The 18,741-nt window shown below is 72.8% G+C and carries 15 protein-coding genes and 1 pseudogene; 10 read left to right on the plus strand and 6 right to left on the minus strand.

Annotation, left to right across the window (positions count from 1 at the left end):
- Positions 1-119 precede the first annotated feature (119 nt).
- From JNO44_RS11950 to JNO44_RS11960, 3 genes are all read left to right on the plus strand, one after another.
- Entirely contained in the window at positions 120-1,262 is a 1,143-nt protein-coding gene (locus JNO44_RS11950) for an FAD-dependent monooxygenase (protein ID WP_205363751.1), read from the plus strand.
- Positions 1,263-1,396: 134 nt separating this feature from the next.
- Positions 1,397-2,701, plus strand: coding sequence for an exo-beta-N-acetylmuramidase NamZ family protein (locus JNO44_RS11955; protein WP_205363752.1), 1,305 nt, complete (start codon positions 1,397-1,399; stop codon positions 2,699-2,701).
- 164 nt (positions 2,702-2,865) lie between these two features.
- On the plus strand, positions 2,866-4,191 hold the full coding sequence (locus JNO44_RS11960) for an MFS transporter (protein WP_240167525.1): 1,326 nt from the start codon (positions 2,866-2,868) through the stop codon (positions 4,189-4,191).
- A 19-nt stretch (positions 4,192-4,210) separates the two neighbouring features.
- Here the strand turns inward: JNO44_RS11960 and JNO44_RS11965 are convergent, their stop codons facing one another.
- The gene (locus JNO44_RS11965; RefSeq protein WP_039637744.1) at positions 4,211-5,251 is read right to left on the minus strand and encodes a LysR family transcriptional regulator; all 1,041 of its coding nucleotides are present in this window, start codon (positions 5,249-5,251) and stop codon (positions 4,211-4,213) included.
- Between the two features lie 165 nt (positions 5,252-5,416).
- On the minus strand, positions 5,417-8,239 hold the full coding sequence (locus JNO44_RS11970; protein ID WP_205363755.1) for a penicillin acylase family protein: 2,823 nt from the start codon (positions 8,237-8,239) through the stop codon (positions 5,417-5,419).
- A 264-nt stretch (positions 8,240-8,503) separates the two neighbouring features.
- On the opposite strand from JNO44_RS11970, the gene JNO44_RS11975 reads away from it, so the two are divergent.
- The 4 genes and pseudogenes from JNO44_RS11975 (at position 8,504) to JNO44_RS11990 (ending at position 12,624) form a co-directional block, all read left to right on the plus strand.
- A complete protein-coding gene (locus JNO44_RS11975) occupies positions 8,504-9,118 on the plus strand; it encodes a hypothetical protein (protein WP_205363760.1) in 615 nt (204 codons plus the stop codon).
- 83 nt (positions 9,119-9,201) lie between these two features.
- Positions 9,202-9,933 carry a 3-keto-5-aminohexanoate cleavage protein gene (locus JNO44_RS11980; RefSeq protein ID WP_205369694.1) on the plus strand — a complete coding sequence of 244 codons (732 nt, stop codon included), beginning with the start codon at positions 9,202-9,204 and terminating at the stop codon, positions 9,931-9,933.
- Between the two features lie 155 nt (positions 9,934-10,088).
- Positions 10,089-10,316: pseudogene (locus JNO44_RS11985) on the plus strand (helix-turn-helix domain-containing protein); the annotation flags it as partial.
- 865 nt (positions 10,317-11,181) lie between these two features.
- On the plus strand, positions 11,182-12,624 hold the full coding sequence (locus JNO44_RS11990; protein WP_205363761.1) for an amidase: 1,443 nt from the start codon (positions 11,182-11,184) through the stop codon (positions 12,622-12,624).
- A 37-nt stretch (positions 12,625-12,661) separates the two neighbouring features.
- Here JNO44_RS11990 and soxR read toward each other — a convergent pair whose 3' ends face one another.
- Positions 12,662-13,219: a redox-sensitive transcriptional activator SoxR gene (gene soxR, locus JNO44_RS11995; protein WP_205363762.1), complete on the minus strand. Its 558-nt coding sequence runs from the start codon at positions 13,217-13,219 to the stop codon at positions 12,662-12,664.
- Positions 13,220-13,343: 124 nt separating this feature from the next.
- Here soxR and JNO44_RS12000 point away from each other — a divergent pair, with 124 nt between their 5' ends.
- Positions 13,344-13,805 carry a MaoC family dehydratase gene (locus JNO44_RS12000; RefSeq protein WP_205363763.1) on the plus strand — a complete coding sequence of 154 codons (462 nt, stop codon included), beginning with the start codon at positions 13,344-13,346 and terminating at the stop codon, positions 13,803-13,805.
- A gap of 54 nt (positions 13,806-13,859) precedes the next feature.
- Here the strand turns inward: JNO44_RS12000 and JNO44_RS12005 are convergent, their stop codons facing one another.
- Entirely contained in the window at positions 13,860-14,483 is a 624-nt protein-coding gene (locus tag JNO44_RS12005; protein ID WP_039637737.1) for a TetR/AcrR family transcriptional regulator, read from the minus strand.
- Positions 14,484-14,617: 134 nt separating this feature from the next.
- Positions 14,618-15,775: an acyl-CoA dehydrogenase family protein gene (locus JNO44_RS12010; protein WP_205363769.1), complete on the minus strand. Its 1,158-nt coding sequence runs from the start codon at positions 15,773-15,775 to the stop codon at positions 14,618-14,620.
- A 91-nt stretch (positions 15,776-15,866) separates the two neighbouring features.
- On the opposite strand from JNO44_RS12010, the gene JNO44_RS12015 reads away from it, so the two are divergent.
- Together JNO44_RS12015 and JNO44_RS12020 are read left to right on the plus strand one after the other, a co-directional pair.
- Positions 15,867-16,523 (plus strand): TetR/AcrR family transcriptional regulator, encoded by a 657-nt coding sequence (locus tag JNO44_RS12015; protein WP_205363771.1) that lies wholly within the window; start codon positions 15,867-15,869, stop codon positions 16,521-16,523.
- A gap of 130 nt (positions 16,524-16,653) precedes the next feature.
- The gene (locus JNO44_RS12020) at positions 16,654-17,589 is read left to right on the plus strand and encodes an urea transporter (protein ID WP_240167526.1); all 936 of its coding nucleotides are present in this window, start codon (positions 16,654-16,656) and stop codon (positions 17,587-17,589) included.
- 24 nt (positions 17,590-17,613) lie between these two features.
- Here JNO44_RS12020 and JNO44_RS12025 read toward each other — a convergent pair whose 3' ends face one another.
- Positions 17,614-18,714: a Zn-dependent alcohol dehydrogenase gene (locus tag JNO44_RS12025; RefSeq protein ID WP_205363775.1), complete on the minus strand. Its 1,101-nt coding sequence runs from the start codon at positions 18,712-18,714 to the stop codon at positions 17,614-17,616.
- Between the last annotated feature and the right edge of the window lie 27 nt (positions 18,715-18,741).

An 18,741-nucleotide genomic window follows, 5' to 3' on the forward strand; every position in this document is an offset into this window, starting at 1 on the left:
TACCAGCGCGGAGCGTCTGAGAGCGGCATCTGACCTAGAACAGGAGGGGGATATGGGCAGTTGGCGGCGCTGCGCATACGCCGTACATTCAGGCGCGTACAGCGTATGAAGGAGCGTGTATGAAGACCGTGCTCATCTCCGGCGCCGGGGTCGCCGGATCCGCACTCGCCCACTGGCTGCACCGCGACGGGGTCGCCGTGACGGTGGTGGAACACACGCCGGGCCGGCGCCGCGGCGGCCAGGCCGTCGACATCCGGGGCACCGCACTCGATGTCGTCGAGCGGATGGGGCTGCTGGACCGGGTCCGCGCGCACCGCACCCGGATGCGCGGCATGTCGGTGCTGGACGGGGACGGCAGGGAGGTCCACCGCTCGACCGAGACGACCTTCAGCAGCGGCCGGCTGGCGAGCGAGGACATCGAGCTGCTGCGCGAGGACCTGGTCCATGTCCTGCACGAACAGGCCGGCGCCGGCGTCGAGTTCGTCTTCGACGACCGCATCAGGGCACTGGACCAGGACGAGGAAGAGGACGAGGAGGGAGGGGTGGCGGGCGGGGGCGGGATACGCGTCACCTTCGAGCGGGGCCGCCCCCGGACGTTCGACCTGGTCGTGGGGGCCGACGGCCTGCATTCGGCGGTGCGGCGGCTGGGTTTCGGACCGGAGGAGCGGTTCACCCGCCACCTGGGCATGCACCTGGCGCTCTTCACCGCGGACAACTTCCTGGGCCTGGACGACTGGCAACTGTGGCTCAGGGACGGCGAGGCCGGCTACGGCATCTACCCGGTGCGCGACAACACCGAGCTGCGGATCTCGTTCGGCTTCGCGGCCGGGCCGCTGCCCGCCGGGCCGCTCGACACCGCGGCACACAAGCGCCTCGTCGCCGACCGGATGGCGGCCCTGCGCTGGGAGACCCCGCGGCTGCTGAAGGCCCTGTGGGAGGCTTCCGACTTCTACTCCGACGCGATGACACAGGTCCACATGGACCGCTGGTCGCACGGCAGGACCGTGCTGCTCGGCGACGCGGGGTACTGCGCCTCGCCGCTGTCCGGCCAGGGGACCGGCCTCGCCCTCGTGGGGGCGCATGTCCTGGCCGCCGCCCTGCGCGGTGCGGGCGACGACCACCGCGCGGCCTTCGCCCGCTACGAGGAGCGGATGCGCCCGTTCGTCGCGCTCAACCAGGCGCTCGCCGTGGAGAATCCCGGCGGACCGGCCTCCGAGGCATCCGTCGACCGGGCCAAGCGCGCGCTCGCACTGGAGGACTGACCGCCCCGGCCGACGCCGCCCGCCCCGCCCCGCTCCGCCACGAGGACCGGCCCGGCGCGTTCCGCACCGGGCCGCCGAGCGTTAGCGTGCCCACGACACACATCGAGTCGACCACCGCTCACGGAGGTGTGCGCATGGCTCTGTCGAGACGTGTTCTGCTGGGGCAGTTGGCGGCGACCGGGGCGGCCGCGGCAGCGGTCTCCGCGGGCCCGGCCGCCGCCCAGGCCGCGCCGGGTGCCCGCGGCCGGCGGGTGCGCACCGGCTTCGACCGCCTGGCCGCCGACGGCTACCGCCTCCTGGACGGCCGGCGGGTCGGCATCGTCACCAACCCCACCGGCGTCACGCGTGGGGGCACCTCCCGCGCGAGCGAGGCCGGGCGCGGGGGGATCCGGCACCTCGTGGACGTGATGCACGCCGACCCCCGGGTCCGGCTCACCGCCGTCTTCGGGCCCGAGCACGGCTTCCGGGGCACCGCCCAGGCCGGCGGCTCCGAGGGCCGCTACGACGACCCGGCCACCGGTCTGCCCGTCTACGACACCTACGACAAGAGTGGCCGGGAGCTCGCCGACATCTTCACCGCCTCCGGCGTGGACACCGTGGTCTTCGACATCCAGGACGTCGGCGCCCGCTTCTACACCTACATCTGGACGCTCTACGACTGCATGGTGGCGGCCGTCCTGGCCGGCAAGCGGCTCGTGGTGCTGGACCGCCCCAACCCGGTGACCGGCCGGGCCGCGACCGGCCCCGTGCTGGACCGGCGGTACTCCTCCTTCGTCGGCCGGGAGCCGATCGCGCAGGCGCACGGCATGACGGTGGTGGAGCTGGCGCTGCTCTTCAACGGCGAGTTCGTGCTGGCCGCCGCCGGGCGCCCGGCGCCGCTGGAGACGGTCCGGATGACCGGCTGGCGCCGCACCGACTTCTTCGACGCGACCGGGCTCCCCTGGGTGCCCCCGAGCCCCAACATGCCCACCCCCGACACCGCCCTGGCCTACGCCGGGACCTGCCTGTTCGAGGGCACCAACCTCTCCGAGGGCCGCGGCACCACCCGCCCCTTCGAACTCCTCGGCGCCGAGGGCCTGGACCGCCGCTGGGCCGAGGCCGCGACCGAACTGGACCTGCCCGGCGTGTACTTCCGCGAGGCGTACTTCGCCCCGACCTTCTCCAAGTTCCAGGGCAGGACGATCGGCGGCCTCCAACTCCACGTCCACGACCGGGCCGTCTTCGACCCGGTGCTGACCGGCATCGGACTGCTGGTCACCGTCCGGCGCCTGTGGAAGGACTTCGCCTGGCGCGCCGACCACTTCGACCGACTGGCCGGCACCGACACCGTCCGCACGATGATCGACGCGGGCGCGGGGGTCGAGGAAATCGCGGGAGCCTGGGCGGAGCGGCTCGGGCGCTTCCGGCGGGTGCGGGAGCGGTATCTGCGGTATCCGTAGGAGCCGTTGGCGGGCGGCCAGGGTGTTCGGGGCACTCGGGGGCGCCCGGGGCAGTCCGGGCAGGTGTGGCGGCCGAACGGGCGGGCCTGCCCGATATCTCACCATCCGAGATAGATCATTTCGGCTATTGACTGCCCCGTGCACCGACCAAGAGAGTGCGGCTCGTGCACAGTGACGCGACATCAGCGAAGCCGGCGGCGTCCCCGGACGCGGCGCCGGCCGGCGGGGAGAGCCTGCGGCGGGTGGCCGTGGCCTCGTTCATCGGGACCGCCATCGAGTTCTACGACTTCTACATCTACGGCACGGCCGCGGCCCTGGTGCTCAACCAGGCGTTCTTCCCGACGCTCGACCCGGTCAACGCCACCCTCGCGTCGTTCTCCACCTATGCGGTGGCGTTCGCCGCCCGACCGCTCGGGTCGGTGGTCTTCGGGCACTTCGGCGACCGGGTCGGCCGCAAGTCGGTACTGGTCGCCTCACTGCTGCTGATGGGCCTGTCCACGGCGCTCGTCGGCCTGCTGCCCGGATACGGAACGTGGGGGATCTGGGCTCCCCTGCTGCTGATCCTGCTCCGCTTCCTCCAGGGGATCGGGCTGGGCGGCGAGTGGGGCGGGGCGGCGCTGCTGGCCGTCGAGCACGCACCGCGCGGACGGCGGGGGCTGTACGCCGCCTTCCCGCAACTCGGGCCGTCCGTCGGCTTCTTCGCGGCGACCGGGGTGTTCTGGCTGCTGTCCGAGACGATGAGCGACGCGGCCTTCCGGTCGTGGGGCTGGCGGGTGCCGTTCCTGCTGTCGTTCCTGCTGGTGGGGGTGGGGCTGTTCGTCCGGCTGAAGATCAGCGAGACGCCGGTGTTCGCCAAGGTACTGGACGCCCAGGAGGCCAGCCGGGTCCCGGCCGTGGACGTCTTCCGGCGGCATCCGCGGGAGCTGCTGCTGGGTGCCGGCGGGATGGTCATCGCCTACGGCCTCTTCTACACCGCCACGACCTACTGCCTCGCGTACGCCACCGGCACCCTGGGGATCCCCCGCACCACCATGCTCGGCCTCTCCCTGGTCGCCTGCCTGTTCCTGGCGGCGGGCACCTGGCTGGCGGCCACCCGTTCCGACGGCAGCGGACGCCGCACGCTGATCCTGGGCGGCTCCGGGCTCGCGCTGGTGTGGGGGCTGGCCCTCTTCCCGCTGCTGGACACCCGGCAGCCGGTGCTGATCGCCCTGGGCATCGGCGGCGCGCTGTTCTGCATGGGCGTGGTCTACGGCCCGATGGGCGCCTATCTGCCGGAGCTGTTCGGGACCACGGTCCGCTACTCGGGCGCGTCGCTCGCCTACAACCTCGGCGGGGTGCTGGGCGGGGCGGTCGCGCCGCTGGTCGCCACCCGGCTCCAGGCGGCGTTCGGTTCGGCGTCGGTGGGGTGGTACGTGAGCGCGATGGCGCTGGTGTCGCTGGGATGCGTGCTGGCGCTGCCGGAGACCAGGGAACGCGAACTCCTGGGCTGAGCATCCCCCTTGGGGGCCTTCAGGGCCGGAGCCACCAGCGCTCGCTCTCCCAGGAGAGCACCTCCCAGAGGCGGTTGAGCGGGTGCTCCGGCCCGTAGGAGTCCCGCTCGCCGCGTCGGGTGAAGACGCCGACCAGGACCTCCGTGCGGGGGCCGACGTCCCCGGTGACCTCCAGGGTGCGCAGGCCGCCGGCCTCCGGGAGGTGACCGTCCGACGCCGCCTCCCCCAGGCCCCTGGTGACCAGCATCGCGCCGCTGACCACCCCCGAGCGGAGCAGCTCGAAGCCGTAGTGGGCGGCCTCGATCTCGGCGGCCACGGTCAGCTTCTGGCGGTAGTCGCTGCCGTACCAGGCGGTCAGGAAGCGGTCGATCAGCCCGCCCGTGGAGACCACCAGCGGCAGCCGCGGCAGTTCGCCGGCGGGGAACGAGCCGCCGGGCAGCCGCTCCGGTGGCAGGTTGGTCAGCAGGGACAGCCCGCTGCGCCGCCACTCCATCACCTCGTACGGGGCGAGTTGGGCGGCCTCCTCGCCCTCGGTGACCACGACGCTGCCGCAGACCAGGTCCAGCTCCTGGGAGCGGAGCTTGGTGAAGAGGTCGGCGGTGCGGACGTGGGTGATCTTCAGGTCGACGCCCTCGCGGTCGAAGTCCTCGCTGACGTACTCCACGGCGTCCAGGAGGAAGCCGAGGGTATAGCGGGTGGTGCCGACGGAGAGCGTGCGGCCGAGGCGGCGGCGGGCGCCGTGGACACCCGCCGACCACGCGCCGAGGGTGCGCCGGGCCAGTTCGACCAGGGCCTCGCCGGTGGCGGTGAACAGCGCATCGCGGCCCCGGCCCTGCTTGAGGACCAACTCCTCGCCGCAGAGCGCCGCGAAGGTGCGGTTCATGGTGTCGAGTTGCTTCTGCACGCTGGACTGCTCGCGGCCCAGCCGGCGGGCCGCGGCCAGCGCGGTGCCCTCCTCGTGCACCGTGATCAGCGTGCGCAGCTGGTCCATCGTGGTGTCCAGCAGCTCCGTCGGGTACTGCTGCGGACTCGGGTACTGCTGCGGACCTGACGCGGCCATGTGCCCCTACTCGCTTTCCCTTCCCCCAGATTCAGGGATGAGCAGCATAGCCGTCCCGAAAACTCGTCCGGAGCCGAGGCGGTTTCCGGCTCATCGCGGAAACCGCAGAGAAATACAGCGGGGCCCCGAGGTGCGCGCACCCCGGGGCCCGTGTCGTTCGCTCCGCTACCTGTGGGCGGGGAATTCCACCACCTGCTGGTAGGTGGGGCGGTTCTGCCAGCTCATCTTGTCGTGGGTCAGACCGCCCACCGCGCGGTGGACGATCGAGTCCGCGCACCACTGGTCGCCGGCCTTGCAGTTGTCGTCGCCCGGGTAGACCTGGGCGGCGGTCCGCGCGCTGGCCTGACGGAGGGTGGCCAGGAGCGTGTCGCGACAGGCGGAGAGGTCGCCGTTGCCGCAGTAGCGTGCGGCGAGCGGGCCCTGGACGCGGTCGCCGAGCACCGCGCGCAGGTCCTTGTCGACATAGCTCCACCAGCCGTACTGGAAGGCCGATCCGGCGTGCGCGCCGGTGGGGCCGTGGCCGGCCGACGGGGACTCGTCGATCGCGAGGTTGGCACGCACCGCGTCGTAGAGGTCGGCGCCGAGGCCGGGCCGGAAGGTCTCCTGGACCATCAGCGGCCACCAGGCGTCCATCAGCCGGACCGCGTCGGAGTGGGCGTAGGCGTGCGAGCCGGGGGTGGTCTCGCGGCGCTGGGCGCCGTCCTTGCGCCAGGCGTCCAGCCGCTGGAGCGCACCGCGCAGCACGGGGTCGGTGACCGGCTTGCTGCCCAGGACCCGCAGCAGTTCGGGCAGGACGTCCTCGCCGCGCAGGTCGGTGAGGGCGGCGTCGGCCATCGCCCGGGTCAGGGAGGCCCGGGTGACCCCGCCGTCCCGGGTGAGCGCGCGCACCCGGTCGTCGAGCAGGTTGGCGCGGTGCACCGGGCCGTTGCCGAAGCCGGCCGAGTCGTAGTCCTTGGCCTGCTTGTTGTTCCAGGAGACGTAGTAGTCCTGGTCGATCGACTGCGGGTGCTGGGCGGGCGGGGTGTAGGCGGTGGTGTTGGTGTCGGGGTCGAAGCCCTTCCACTCGTAGGCCGGTTCGGCCTTGACGGGCAGCGCGGGGTCGACATCGGGGTTGCGGACGGGGTTGAGGCCGCTGTTGTAGTACGCGATGTCGCGGGAGTCGGCGTAGAACCAGTTGAAGGCGTAGCCGATGTGCTGGGCGGCCTGCTGGAAGCTCTTGGCGCCGTGGACGTACGACGGGTCGTTGAGCATCTGGAAGCCGATGATGGAGTCGGCCTCGTGGCGGTAGGTGGAGCGCAGCGCCGTGTAGGCGACGGGCTTGCCGCCGACGGTGGCGCGGTGGGTGACGGTGCCGTACTTGGTGCGGAAGACCTGCATCCGGTACGAGCCGGCCGCGGTGGGGTCGGCGACGGTGGGCTTCCAGGAGTTGGTGCGCTCCAGCTTCTCCATCGGCAGGCAGCGGCCGTGGTAGCGGTAGGAGGCGGACTCCTTGGTGGGCTCCGAGCCGTCCGCGTTGCACAGGTCGACGGCGTAGGTGTCGGTGATGTCCTGGCCGGCGGAGGTGGCGCTCCAGGCGTAGTCCTGGCCGCGGCCGAGCTGGACGTACATCCCGACGCCGGCGAAGGAGGCGCCGCGGGCGCTGATGCCGGGGCCCTGGATCTCCTGGAGCATCAGCAGCTGGGGCGCGAAGTAGCCGGTCTGCGGGCCGAAGACGGCGACCGGGTGGCCGCTGGCGGTGTGCTTGCCGGAGACCAGCAGGGCGTTGGACATCCCGCGGTGCTGGGTCGGGTCGAAGCTCCCCTTGGGCAGCACGCCGTCCTTGAAGAGGCCCTCCAACTTTCGGTACTTCTCCGGGGCCTTGACCGGGTCGCGGGGCGGGGTGGCGCTCTTGGAGGCGGCGGCGCCGGTGCGGTCGAAGACCAGCGGCTCGGGGGTGACCGAGCCACGGTCGGGCAGCGCGGTGCCCTTGGCCTTGGCGGGCTTGACGGCGTAGGGGAAGCTCTGGCCGTCGTGCAGGGTCTTGACCGCCTCGGGGTCGTTTCGCTCGCGGAAGGACTCCCAGACCTTGGTGCCCTTCTCCAGGCCGTACTTCTGCTGCGCGGAGAGCAGGGCGAGGGCGGACGGTACCTCGCCGCCGCCACCGTTGCCGAAGAGGCCGCCGACGACGGAGGCCAGCGCTATCAGGTCAGTGAGCTTGAACGGCTGGATCTCACCGGCGTTGGTGATCGCGTCGATGTGGCCGGTGACGACGTACTCGCCGGGGAAGTAGCGGCCGTTCTTGGACTGTTCGCGGTAGGCGTTGATGCCGTCCACGTACGCCTGGGCGTCCGCCATGGCCTGCTTGCCGCGGGCTCCGTTGTTGTTCCGGATCGCGTCGACCTGCGCCTGGAGGTCGGCCTCGGTGTACGGGGCCGAGGGCCAGAACTGCTGCTCCAGGCCCTGGTTGGCGAGGGCGCCACCGGCGAAGGAGGTCAGCTCGCCGCGTCCGATGTGCCGGAAGAGGTCCATCAGCCACAGCCGGTCCTGGCCCGCGGCGTAGCCGGCGCCGTACTCGGTGCCGTAGCGGGTGGTGCCCTTGATGTGCGGGACGCCGGTCTTCTTGTCGCGGGTGATGCTGACGTCCGGACGCGGGGTGCTCACCGAGGCGACCTGGTCCTTCGGGACGCCGAAGGAGGCGTCGTTGAAGAAGGCGGTGAGGGTGTCGTCGGTGAGCGAACGGTAGCCGCCGGCCAGGGCGTTGTAGGGGGCGATCTGGTCGGTGGTGTGCGGCGGATGGGTGCCGAACAGCTTGTTGCCGAGGATCTGCATCAGGGTGGCGTTGCCCGTCGCGCCGGGCGGCAGGATGTCCGCGCACTGGCCCTGGCAATAGTCGTCAACGTCGTGCGGCACGGCCGCAGTCGCGCTGGGGGGCGGTGCCAAGAACGTGGCACCCAAGGCGAACAGGGCTGCCGTGGCGGCGGTCCTGAGCCTTCCGGTACGTCGCTGCATTCCTGCTCCTTGAGGGGGTCCCGCTGCTCGTGGAGAGCCCGGGGAAGGTGCGCCGGACGTTACCGGCGGTTACTCGTGACGGGAAGATGAACAACAGTCACCTTTTCGAATTCCCCACAGCGGGCAGATGTCGATGGGCGTCGCACGGCCGGACACCCCGTCACATCGCCACCCAAAACCGCAAGAGAATTCGATGGATCCAGGTGGCGGCCGACTACGTCCATTCCCTGTCCAGTCGGGATCCTCCTCGGAGGTGGAAGCACCATGGCCGGTTTCAGAGCCCTCGCAGAACAGGTCCGTAATCCACGACTCGTCACCGTTCGGCGGCGCACCGCCCTGCGCAAGTGCCTGGAGCGCTTCGCCCCTTACGGGCACCGCGCAACGTGGCACCATCTGTGCACCAGGGCCGGATTCGCCCTCCAGGACCGCGACCCCGATCCGGCGCGGCTGATGGCCGCGCTCGCCGAGCTGGAAGAGGCGCGCGCCCTCTGGCTCGCCTACGAGGAGGAGTTCGCCGCCCGGCGCCGCCGCGAGAAGCACCACGGCATCCGCCAGCCCAGCGCCCTGGACGCATGGCACCGCCGCACCTGGGGCGGCTACGACATCGTGCCCTGCGCCTCCCCGCAGCGGCACCCGGCGGCCCGTCTCTCCGAGGTGCTGCGCCGCATGATCGCGGCGATGGAGGCGGGCCGCCCGCGCCGCGACTGCCCGGTCTGCGGCGGCACCCGCTTCGCGTGGGTCCCCGGCCCGGACGGCTGCCCGGCCACCGGCCCGGCCTGCCGGGAGTGCGGGGTGCTGGCCCCGGCGTCCGTACTGACCCCGGAGGCGCTGCACACCGCCGCCGGGATGCCCGGCGCGCAAGCCGCCGCGGCGGCCTGACCCCCGCTCCGCGCGGCGCCGTCCCCCCGTGCACGGGGGGGGGCTTGTCGGACCCTTCTGCCATCATCGGACACATGCTCCAGATGCTTCAGGTGTGTCTCAACGGCGCCCGCACGGCAGCCGATTCGTCGGCCGTGCCGCTGTCGCCGGCCGCGCTCGCGGAAGCGGCGCGGCAGGCGGTCGCGGCCGGCGCGCAGGACGTCCATGTCCATCCCAAGACCCCGTGCGGCCAGGATTCCCTCTCGCCGGGGGTGGTCGGCCCGGCCCTGGAGGCGATACGGGAGGCGGTGGACGTCCCGGTGGGCGTGACGACCGGCGCCTGGGCAGAGCCCGACCCCCGGCGCCGGGCGGAGCGGATCGCGTCCTGGACGGTGCTCCCCGACCACGCCTCGGTCAACTGGCACGAGGACGGCGCCGATACGGTCGCCGCCGCGCTGCTGGAGCGGGGCGTCGGCATCGAGGCGGGCATCTGGGCGGACACCGAGGCCGCCGCCCGGTTCGCCGAGTCGCCCTTCGCGCCACGGGTGCTGCGGGTGCTGGCCGAGGTCATCGACGACACCGACCCGCGCACCGCGCCCGACACCGCCCGGGCGCTGCTCGCCGAGCTGGCACGGATACCGCACGGCCGCCCGGTGCTGCTGCACGGCTTCGACGGCGGCGCCTGGCCGGTGCTGCGGCTGGCCGGGGAGTTGGGCCTGGCCAGCCGCATCGGCATCGAGGACACCCTCGCGCTGTCCGACGGCTCGCCGGCCGTCGACAACGGCCATCTGGTCTCCTGTGCCGCCGCGTTGACGGGCGGTCTTCCCCGCGCCTGATCCAGCCGGTACGTTCCGCGGCATGCGCGTCCCCGACCGCCCCCGCGGTGCCACACCCACGAATTCCAGTACACGGGCACCGCTGAACCTACCTAACGTCCACGGAGAAACTCGTTCTCCTGACCCATGAGGCCAACCCTCGCAGGCTTGTGTGCATGCAGCTTCGCTACAACTACCGTGCGTACCCGAACGCCTCTCAACGTCGCGCGTTGGCGCGTGCGTTCGGGTGCGCCCGTGTGGTGTGGAACAACTGCCTGCGCGACCGGAAAGAAGCGCATGCGGCGGGGCTGCCCTACGTGAAGTCGGCCGAGTTGTCGCGGTTTCGCATCACACAGGCGAAGCAGACCGAGGAACGCGCCTGGCTCGTCGAGGTGTCGGCGGTCAAGGTGGCGTGGTCCCGGCCGCTGCCTGCCACACCGACCGTCCCCTAGGTCCGCGGACCAAGCCACGCCGCGATGTCATGGCAGAGCTCGATGAACTCCTCGCGGCTCATACCCGACTTTGCTCGATTCACGTCTGGATGGACCCACTCCACGTTGTCCACGGCCAGAGCCTCACGCCCTCCCTTCGAACGCGGGTGTACGTGGTCAATCTCGGCCATCCCGTAGGTCAGCTTCCGTCCGGTGCAGGGGCAACGACCCTCCTGCTGTTCAAACGCAGCGATCAGGAGTTTCGCGCCAGCCACCGTTTCGGCCCCTAGAGCCTTCCGTGCCCGGCGGGCAAGGTAGTGGACCAAGCAGCGATCTGTGGAGAACTCGCAGACGGTGCGGGTGCACTTGTGACACCTGATCAGGAGAGCCTGCTTATCCCGCCACTTTCGGTGGTAGGCACTCCTCTTGCCCGGGTTGGCCTTGCGCCACTCTCAGTTGTAGGCATTCCGGCACTCTCGACAGTATCGATCGCCATCCTTGATGGTTGGCCTTCCACAGCCCTTCCCGCACAGTCGCATGATGTTTGTTCTGCCGCACACGATCAATGTTTGAGGGCAGGTTAAACGCCTCGCGGAGCACAGGTAAGACCGGGACGAAAGTCCCGGCACAGCGCGTTGAAGCAGGAAGCCATCGAGACGGCCAAACGACCGCAACGGGCGTCCTCGGCCCCCAAGCCGGGAAGGACACCAAGAGTTGACCCGCAAACTGAAACACTGTTGACGGGCTGATCGCCGGAGGTCGCGCGCGCCGGGGCCGGCCCGCCCCACCCGTGCGGCACCCGGGCCGCACGGGCCCTGACGAGAGGGTGTGGACGTCCATGGCCGAACTGCACGACCTGACCGCGCTCGAACAGGCCGAGGAGATCCGGTCCGGGGAGCTGTCCCCGGTCGAGCTCACCGAGCACTACCTCGCGCGGATCGACCGGCTGGACGGCACCCTGGGCGCCTTCCTCACCCGTACCCCCGAGCTCGCCCGCAAGCAGGCCGCGGAGGCCGAGAGCGAGGCCGTCGCGGCCCGCCGCGAGGGCCGCGCGCTGCCGCCGCTGCACGGCGTCCCGGTGCCCGTGAAGGACCTCAACCAGGTCGCCGGGGTGCGCTGCACGATGGGGTCGGCCGCGCTGGCCGAGTACGTCCCGGACGTCGACGACCATGTCGCCGCCGCGCTGCGCCGGGCCGGCACCGTCCTGCTGGGCAAGACCAACACCCCCGAGTTCGGGCTGCCCTGCTACACCGAGAACGCGCTCGCGCCGCCCGCCCGCACCCCCTGGGACCCGACCCGCTCGGCGGGCGGCTCCAGCGGCGGCGCGGCCGCGGCGGTGGCCGGCGGACTGGCGCCGGTCGCGCACGCCAGCGACGGCGGCGGTTCGATCCGCATCCCGGCGTCGGCGTGCGGGCTCTACGGCATCAAGCCCAGCCGCGGCCGGGTCAGCGGCGGCCCGGTGCTGCACGACGTCACGGGCCTGAGCACCTCCGGCCCGCTGGCCCGCACGGTGGCCGACGCGGCGGCACTGCTGGACGTGATGGCGGGCACCCGGCCCGGCGACCCGTACGCCGCCCCGTCCCTGCCGCCCGGGGAGACCTTCGCCGGCCAGGTCCGCCGGGACCCCGGCAGCCTGCGGATAGCGGTGCTGGCCCAGGCGCCGCTCCCGGACGTCGAGGTGCACCCCGACTGCCGCACCGCGGTCGACGAGACCGTGACACTGCTCGGCGAACTCGGCCACCGGCCCGAGGAGTTGAGCTTCCCGGTCGACGACCGGATCCTGCACGCCTTCACCCGGGTCTGGTCGGTGATGGCCGCCAACCGCCCGGTCCCGCCGGGCGGCGAGGAGCTGCTGATGCCGCTCACCCGCTATCTGCGGGCCCGCGGCCGGGACGTCTCCGGCACCGCCTTCGGCAGCTCGCTGTACGCCTTCCGGACCCTCGCCCAGACCCTCGCCGATGAGCTGATGCCGCCGGGCACCGGCTACGACGTGATCCTCTCCCCCACCGTGGCCGCGCCGCCGCCCCTGGTCGGCGCGCTGCGCGACGACGCCGATCCGCAGGCCGAGTTCGCCGCGATCGGCCGCTTCACGCCGTTCACCGCCTTCTACAACGCCACCGGCCAGCCCGCGGTCAACGTCCCGCTGCACTGGAACGCCGAGGGACTGCCGATCGGCGTGATGCTGGCCGGCCGCTACGGCGACGAGGCCACCTTGATCGCGCTCTCCGCGCAGTTGGAGGCGGCCCGCCCGTGGGCGCACCGCAAGCCGCCCGTCTGGTGAACCGACGACCGGGGCAGCGGGAGTTTGACGACAGGCCCTAGCACTCCTCCCCGGGCGCGCAGCTCAGCGCGTCCGGGGCGCGGGTGCCGGCGTGGGCGTCGGTGTCGTCGTGCGGCGTCGGCGTCGGGTCGACGGTGCGGCGGTCCACTCGCAGCCGGCGGGCGCCGGGGCCCTGTTCGCCGAGGTTGTCGTAGGGGTTGGACAGCGCGCAGGTCTGCAGCGAGAGGCAGCCGCAGCCGATGCAGTCGGTCAGCCGGTCGCGCAGCTCGACGAGTTGGCCGATCCGCTCGTCGAGTTCGGTGCGCCAGACCTCCGAGAGCCGCGCCCAGTCCTCGCGGTTGGGGGTGCGCTCGTCCGGCAGCTCGGCCAGGGCGTCGCGGATCACCGCGAGCGGGATCCCGACCCGTTGGGCGGCCCGGATGAAGGCGACCCGGCGCAGCGTCTCGCGGGTGTAGCGGCGCTGGTTGCCGGCCGTGCGGGTGCTGCTGATCAGTCCCTTGGACTCGTAGAAGTGCAGGGCGGAGACGGCCGCGCCGCTGCGCGCGGAGAGCTGGCCGACGGAGAGTTCGTGGACCTTGAACGGAAGCTGGGGCACGCGGCCCACCCTACGGCCTGTCCGGGGGACCTCCGGGGCGGCCTGCGGCCGGGGCGTTGACAGCGGGCGCCCGTCCTCGCATGCTGAGCAAGCGCTTAGTAATCGGCTGAGGAGGCGGACGAGGATGGCAGAGCCCCGGGTGTTCGGGTCGGTCGAGGAGCTGCGGGCGGCGATCGGCGAGGAGCTGGGCCCCAGCGACTGGTTGGAGGTCGACCAGAAGCGGATCGACCTGTTCGCGGAGGCCACCGGCGACCACCAGTGGATCCACGTCGACCGGGAGAAGGCCGCGGCCGGCCCGTTCGGCACGACCATCGCGCACGGGTATCTGACCCTGTCGCTGCTGCCGGTCCTGGTCCCGCAGCTGATGCGGGTGGACAACGTGAAGATGGGCATCAACTACGGCACCAACAAGGTGCGCTTCCCGGCGATCGTCCCGGTCGGCTCCCGGCTGCGGGCCCGGGCCCGGATCGCGGAGGTGGCCGAGGTGACCGGCGGGGTGCAGCTCACCACGCTGGTGACGGTCGAGCGGGAGGGCGGCGAGAAGCCGGTGTGCGTGGCGGAGTCGGTCAGCCGGTTCCACCTGTAGGTCGTCGCCGTCCGTCCCTGCCCCACCGGGCAGGGCCTGGTCGGTGGGCGGCTCTCAGACGGAGCCGCCGACCATCCGCAGGACGAGGTCGGCATAGAGCGCGCCGACCTCGTCGGGCGTCCGCGGGCCGTCGGCGGAGAACCAGCGGGCGACGTCCACGCACAGCGACAGCACGGCCAGGGTGGTGCCGGGGACGTCGTCCACCCGGAACTCCCCGCTGTCCGCGCCGTCCTGGATGATCTGCCGGAGCAGCCGGTCGGTGCGCCGGCGCAGCCCGGCGATCTCGGCGTAGTGGTCCGGGCCGAGCGCCTGGAGCTCGTACTGGATGACCCGGGCGGTGGTGTGGTGCTCGGCGTGCCAGCGGGCGAAGGCGCGCACCGCGTCGCGGAGCCGGTCGGTGGCGCTGCCCCCGGCCTCGGCGGCGGCGCCCATGATGCGCAGCGCCTTCTCGTGGCCGGTGCTGCTGATCCGGTAGAGCAGCTCTTCCTTGGTCTTGTAGTGGATGTAGAGCGCGGCCGGGCTCATCCCGGCGCGGCCGGCGATGTCACGGGTGGTGGTGGCGTGGTAGCCGCGCTCGGCGAACGCCTGGACGGCCGCGCTGACCAGCCGCCGCGCGGCGTCCGGGGTCACCCCGGACCACTCGCCGCTCTCCTCCGCCGCCCGCTCGGCCGCACTCATCGCCTCTCCCCGCTCCTCGATCCGTCAGGGGCCTTCCTCTGCCGGATCGAACACCATACCGCGTCGCTGAGCAAGCGCTTAGGGCCGCTCGCCGGGCTCCCGGCGGGGCGGCGGTCGGACGGCGGACGGGCGGGTCAGAAGGCGGAGACGCCGGTCAGGGCGCGGCCGATGAGGAGCTTCTGGATCTGGCTGGTGCCCTCGTAGAGGGTCATCACCCGGGCGTCCCGGAGCAGCTTGCCGACCGGGTACTCGTCGATGTAGCCGTAACCGCCGAAGACCTGCAGGGCGTTGCTCGCGGCGCGCACCGCGGCCTCGGAGGCGAAGAGCTTCGCCTTGGACGCCTCGGTGGCGAAGGACTCGCCGCGGTCGATCAGATCGGCCACCCGCCAGGTCAGCAGCCGCGCCGCGTCCACGTCCACCGCGATGTCGCTGATCAGCTCCTGGACGAGCTGGCGCCCGGCGATCGGGGCGCCGAACTGCTCGCGCTGGCCGGCGTAGCCGAGCGCGGCGTCCAGCGCGGCCTGGGCGATGCCGACGCAGCCGGCGGCGACCGACATCCGCCCCTTGGCCAGCGCGGACATGGCGACCGAGAAGCCCTTGCCCTCGGGGCCCAGCATGGCCCCGGCGGGCACCCGCACGCCCTCCAGGACGAGTTCGGCGGTGGCCTGGCCGCGCAGCCCGAGCTTGCCGTGGATCGGGCGGCGGGTCAGGCCGGGGGTGTCGGTCGGTATCAGGAAGGCGCTGATGCCCTTGTGGCCGGGGGCGCCGCCGGTCCGGGCGAAGAGCAGGACGACGTCGGCCCAGGTGCCGTTGGTGATGAACATCTTGCCGCCGTCGACGACCCAGTCGCCGCGCGCGCCGTCGCGGACCGCGCGGGTGGTCAGGGCGGCCGCGTCGGAGCCGGTGCCGGGCTCGGTCAGACCGAAGCAGCCGAGCGCCTCGCCGGACGTCAGCCGGGGCAGCCACGTCCGCTTCTGCTCCTCGTCGCCCCAGGCGGCGAGGGTCTTGGCGACCAGGCCGAGCGAGACCGAGACGATGCCGCGGACCGAGGAGTCGCCGCGCCCCAACTCCTCGGTGACCAGGGCGTAGGAGAGGTGGTCGCCGCCGGAGCCGCCGTACTCCTCGGGGATGGTCAGGCCCAGGAATCCCAGGTCGCCGAGCGCGCGGACGATGCCCGGGTCGACCTGCTCGGCGCGGTCCCAGGCGGTGGCGTGCGGGGCGATCTCGCGGTCGGTGAAGTCCGCGGCGAGCCGGCGTACGGCGGTCTGCTCGGGCGTGAGCTCCAGGTTCATCTCGGACCCCTTGTCGACGGGAACGGGAGGGCGACGGACGGAGAAAATTAGCGGTGCTAGTTTTCGTGGGGCAGCCCCTACTATGTGCGGCATGGCCCGACCCCGCAAGCCCCTGCTGAGCCGCGAGCGCATCGTCACCACCGCGCTGGCACTGATCGACGCGGAGGGGCTCGCGGCGCTCTCCACCCGGCGGCTGGCGGCGGAACTGGGCGTGAGCGGCCCCTCCCTCTACAACCACTTCACGACCAAGGACGAGATCCTCGACGCGGTGGCCGACACCGTCATCGCCCAGGTCGACGTCTCGACCCTGGCGTCCGGCGCCGACTGGCGGGCCGGCCTGCTGGACTGGGCCCGCTCCTACCGCGCGGCGCTGGCCGCCCACCCGCACATCGTGCCGTTCCTCGCCCAGGGCCCCGGCCTGCGGCCGGCCGGGCTGAAGATGGCCGACACGGCGTTCGGCGGCATGGTGGAGGCGGGCTGGCCGCCCGCCCTGGCCACCAAGGTCTGCGCCATGGTGCGGTACTTCGTCGCCGGCTCGGCGCTGGGCTCGTTCGCCCGCGGCTTCGTGGACGACCCGCGCGCCTACGACCCGGCCGCCTACCCGCACCTCGGCCAGGCGCACCTGCTGGCCGAGCACCAACGCCGGGTGGACGAGGGCGCGTTCGAGGCCGGACTGCTGGCGCTGGTGGACGGCCTGACGCTGCATCACCCGGAACTGGCAGCACCCGGACGACCGCCCAGGATTTGAATGTAAAGTGCATCAGTCCCTGGCGGGCAGGGACGATGTGCGTCCTGCGGAGGCGGATATGCGCCAGCCGAGCACGGCCGACGGAGCGTCGGCTGCCAAGAGTCACGACCTGTCAGCGACCCGTCCGTCGATGCCCCGCTGGCGACGGTTCGTCGTGGAGGTGCTGCGCGGCCAGGCACAGGTCGACCTCCTGCCCAGCGCACTGACCGGGCTGGTCTTCTCGATCGCGCTGTGCGCCGCGGGGTGGCGGTACGGCGCCTACGGGCTGCTGGGCGCCGCCGTGGGCACCGGCACCGCGCGCCTGCTGGGCGTGGAGGGCGGCCGGGTCGCGGCCGGACTGGAGGGCTTCAACTCCTGCCTGGTCGGGGTCGCCTGCGCGGTCTTCCTGCACGCCGACCACCTGTCCACCCTGCTGGTCGCGGTCGCCGCCAGCGCGGCGGTCACGGTCGTCACGGCCGCCGCCGCGCGGCTCCTGGGCACCTGGGAGCTGCCCACCTTCACCCTGCCGTTCTGTCTGACGGCCACCGCGCTCACCGTCGCCGCGCCGGGTTTCCAACACGTCTGGCACCTGTCCGACGCCCTGTCGGCGCTGCCCGGCGCCGCGTCCGGGCCCACCGCGCTCGGCTTCACCGACCTGTGGCACGCCTTCTTCGCCAACTTCGGCGAGATCTTCCTGATGCCGCAGTGGTACGTCGGCCTCATCTTCCTCGTCGGCATCTTCCTCGCCGACCGCCGCATGGGCGCCCTGGCCTGCGCCGGCAGCGCCGTCGGCATCCTGACGTCCTGGGCGCTCGGCGCCCCCGCCGACCAGGTGCGCCAGGGCCTGATGGGCTACGACGCGGTGCTGGTGGCGATGGCGCTGGGCGGGGTCTTCCTGGTCACCGACGCCTGGAGTGTGGGGTACGCGATGGTCGGTGCGATCGCCGCCACCGTGCTCAGCCCGGCGCTCGGCGCGCTCTTCGCGCCGTCCGGCGGGCACGCCTTCACCTGGCCGTTCGTGCTGGTTTCGCTGGTGTTCCTGGCCGCCGCGCCGGCCTTCCCGCGGCTGCGCCGGGCCACGGGCTGACCGGCCGGCGGCGCATCGGACCGCTCAGAACACCACCAGCGCCCGGCCGCCCTTCCCGGCGAGCATCGCCTCGAAGGCGGCCGGGATCCCGTCCAGCCCGATCCGGTCGGTGACCAGCGCGGAGAGGTCGAGCGCGCCGGAGCGGACGTGCTCGGCGATCACCGGCAGGTCGCGGGCCGGATCGCTGTTGCCGTAGACGCAGCCGGAAAGCGTCCGGCCGAAGTAGAACAACTCCAGGGCGGAGAAGGCGACCTGCTGGTCCTTGCCGCCGATGCCCACCACTGTCGTCCGGCCGCCGCGCCGGGTGGCGGACCAGGCCGCGCGGATGGTCTCCGCGCGGCCCACGCACTCCACGGCGACATCGGCGCCGACGCCGCCGGTGAGCGCCCGGATCCGCTGGGCGCCCTCCTTCTCGAAGAACGCCGGACCGTCGGCGACCAGGAAGTCGGTGGCACCGGCCGCCCGGGCCAACTCCTCCTTCGCCGGCGAGACGTCCACCGCCACGATCGGGCCCGCCCCGGCGATCCGGGCCGCCTGCAGGGTCGCCAGCCCCACCCCGCCGACGCCGACGACCAGCACCGACTCCCCCGCCCGGACCCGGGCGCTGTGGTGGACGGCTCCCCAGCCGGTGAGCACCGCACAGCCGAGCAGGGCCGCGTCGGCCAGCGGGATGCCGTCCGGCAGCGGCAGCGCGGCGCGCGCGGGCACCACGGTCTCCTCGGCGAACGCGGCGGTGCCCAGGCCCGGGTAGAGCGCGCTGCCGTCGGCGCCGAGGGTGGCGTACGGGGCGCCCGCGGCCCGGCCGGCATGGGCGCACAGCCAGGGCTCGGCCAGTCCACAGAAGTGGCAATCGCCGCAGGACGGCGCCCAGTTGAGGACCACCCGGTCGCCGACCGCCACCCCGGTCACGTCCGGCCCCACCGCGCTGACGGTGCCCGCGCCCTCGTGCCCGAGCACGGCGGGGGCGGGTTGGCGCAGCGTCCCGTTGGACAGCGACAGGTCGGAGTGACAGACGCCGGCGGCGGCGAGCCTGATCCGGACCTGGCCGGGGCCGGGCTCCGGCAGTTCGATCTCGGTCACCCGGAGCGGGGCATTGACGGCGGGCAGGACGGCGGCGCGGACCACGGGGTCTCCTCGGGGCGTCGGCGGCGG

It is taken from the genome of Streptomyces noursei, assembly GCF_016917755.1.
Classification (GTDB): Bacteria; Actinomycetota; Actinomycetes; order Streptomycetales; family Streptomycetaceae; genus Streptomyces; species Streptomyces yunnanensis.

Excerpts from the sequence above, each read along its gene's own strand:
- JNO44_RS11950 (WP_205363751.1), top strand. The coding sequence starts at position 120 with ATGAAGACCGTGCTCATCTCCGGCGCCGGGGTCGCCGGATCCGCACTC.
- JNO44_RS11955 (WP_205363752.1), top strand. The coding sequence starts at position 1,397 with ATGGCTCTGTCGAGACGTGTTCTGCTGGGGCAGTTGGCGGCGACCGGG.
- JNO44_RS11965 (WP_039637744.1), bottom strand. The coding sequence starts at position 5,251 with ATGGCCGCGTCAGGTCCGCAGCAGTACCCGAGTCCGCAGCAGTACCCG.
- JNO44_RS11970 (WP_205363755.1), bottom strand. The coding sequence starts at position 8,239 with ATGCAGCGACGTACCGGAAGGCTCAGGACCGCCGCCACGGCAGCCCTG.
- JNO44_RS11975 (WP_205363760.1), top strand. The coding sequence starts at position 8,504 with ATGGCCGGTTTCAGAGCCCTCGCAGAACAGGTCCGTAATCCACGACTC.
- JNO44_RS11980 (WP_205369694.1), top strand. The coding sequence starts at position 9,202 with ATGCTTCAGGTGTGTCTCAACGGCGCCCGCACGGCAGCCGATTCGTCG.
- JNO44_RS11990 (WP_205363761.1), top strand. The coding sequence starts at position 11,182 with ATGGCCGAACTGCACGACCTGACCGCGCTCGAACAGGCCGAGGAGATC.
- JNO44_RS12000 (WP_205363763.1), top strand. The coding sequence starts at position 13,344 with ATGGCAGAGCCCCGGGTGTTCGGGTCGGTCGAGGAGCTGCGGGCGGCG.
- JNO44_RS12005 (WP_039637737.1), bottom strand. The coding sequence starts at position 14,483 with ATGAGTGCGGCCGAGCGGGCGGCGGAGGAGAGCGGCGAGTGGTCCGGG.
- JNO44_RS12010 (WP_205363769.1), bottom strand. The coding sequence starts at position 15,775 with ATGAACCTGGAGCTCACGCCCGAGCAGACCGCCGTACGCCGGCTCGCC.
- JNO44_RS12015 (WP_205363771.1), top strand. The coding sequence starts at position 15,867 with ATGGCCCGACCCCGCAAGCCCCTGCTGAGCCGCGAGCGCATCGTCACC.
- JNO44_RS12020 (WP_240167526.1), top strand. The coding sequence starts at position 16,654 with ATGCCCCGCTGGCGACGGTTCGTCGTGGAGGTGCTGCGCGGCCAGGCA.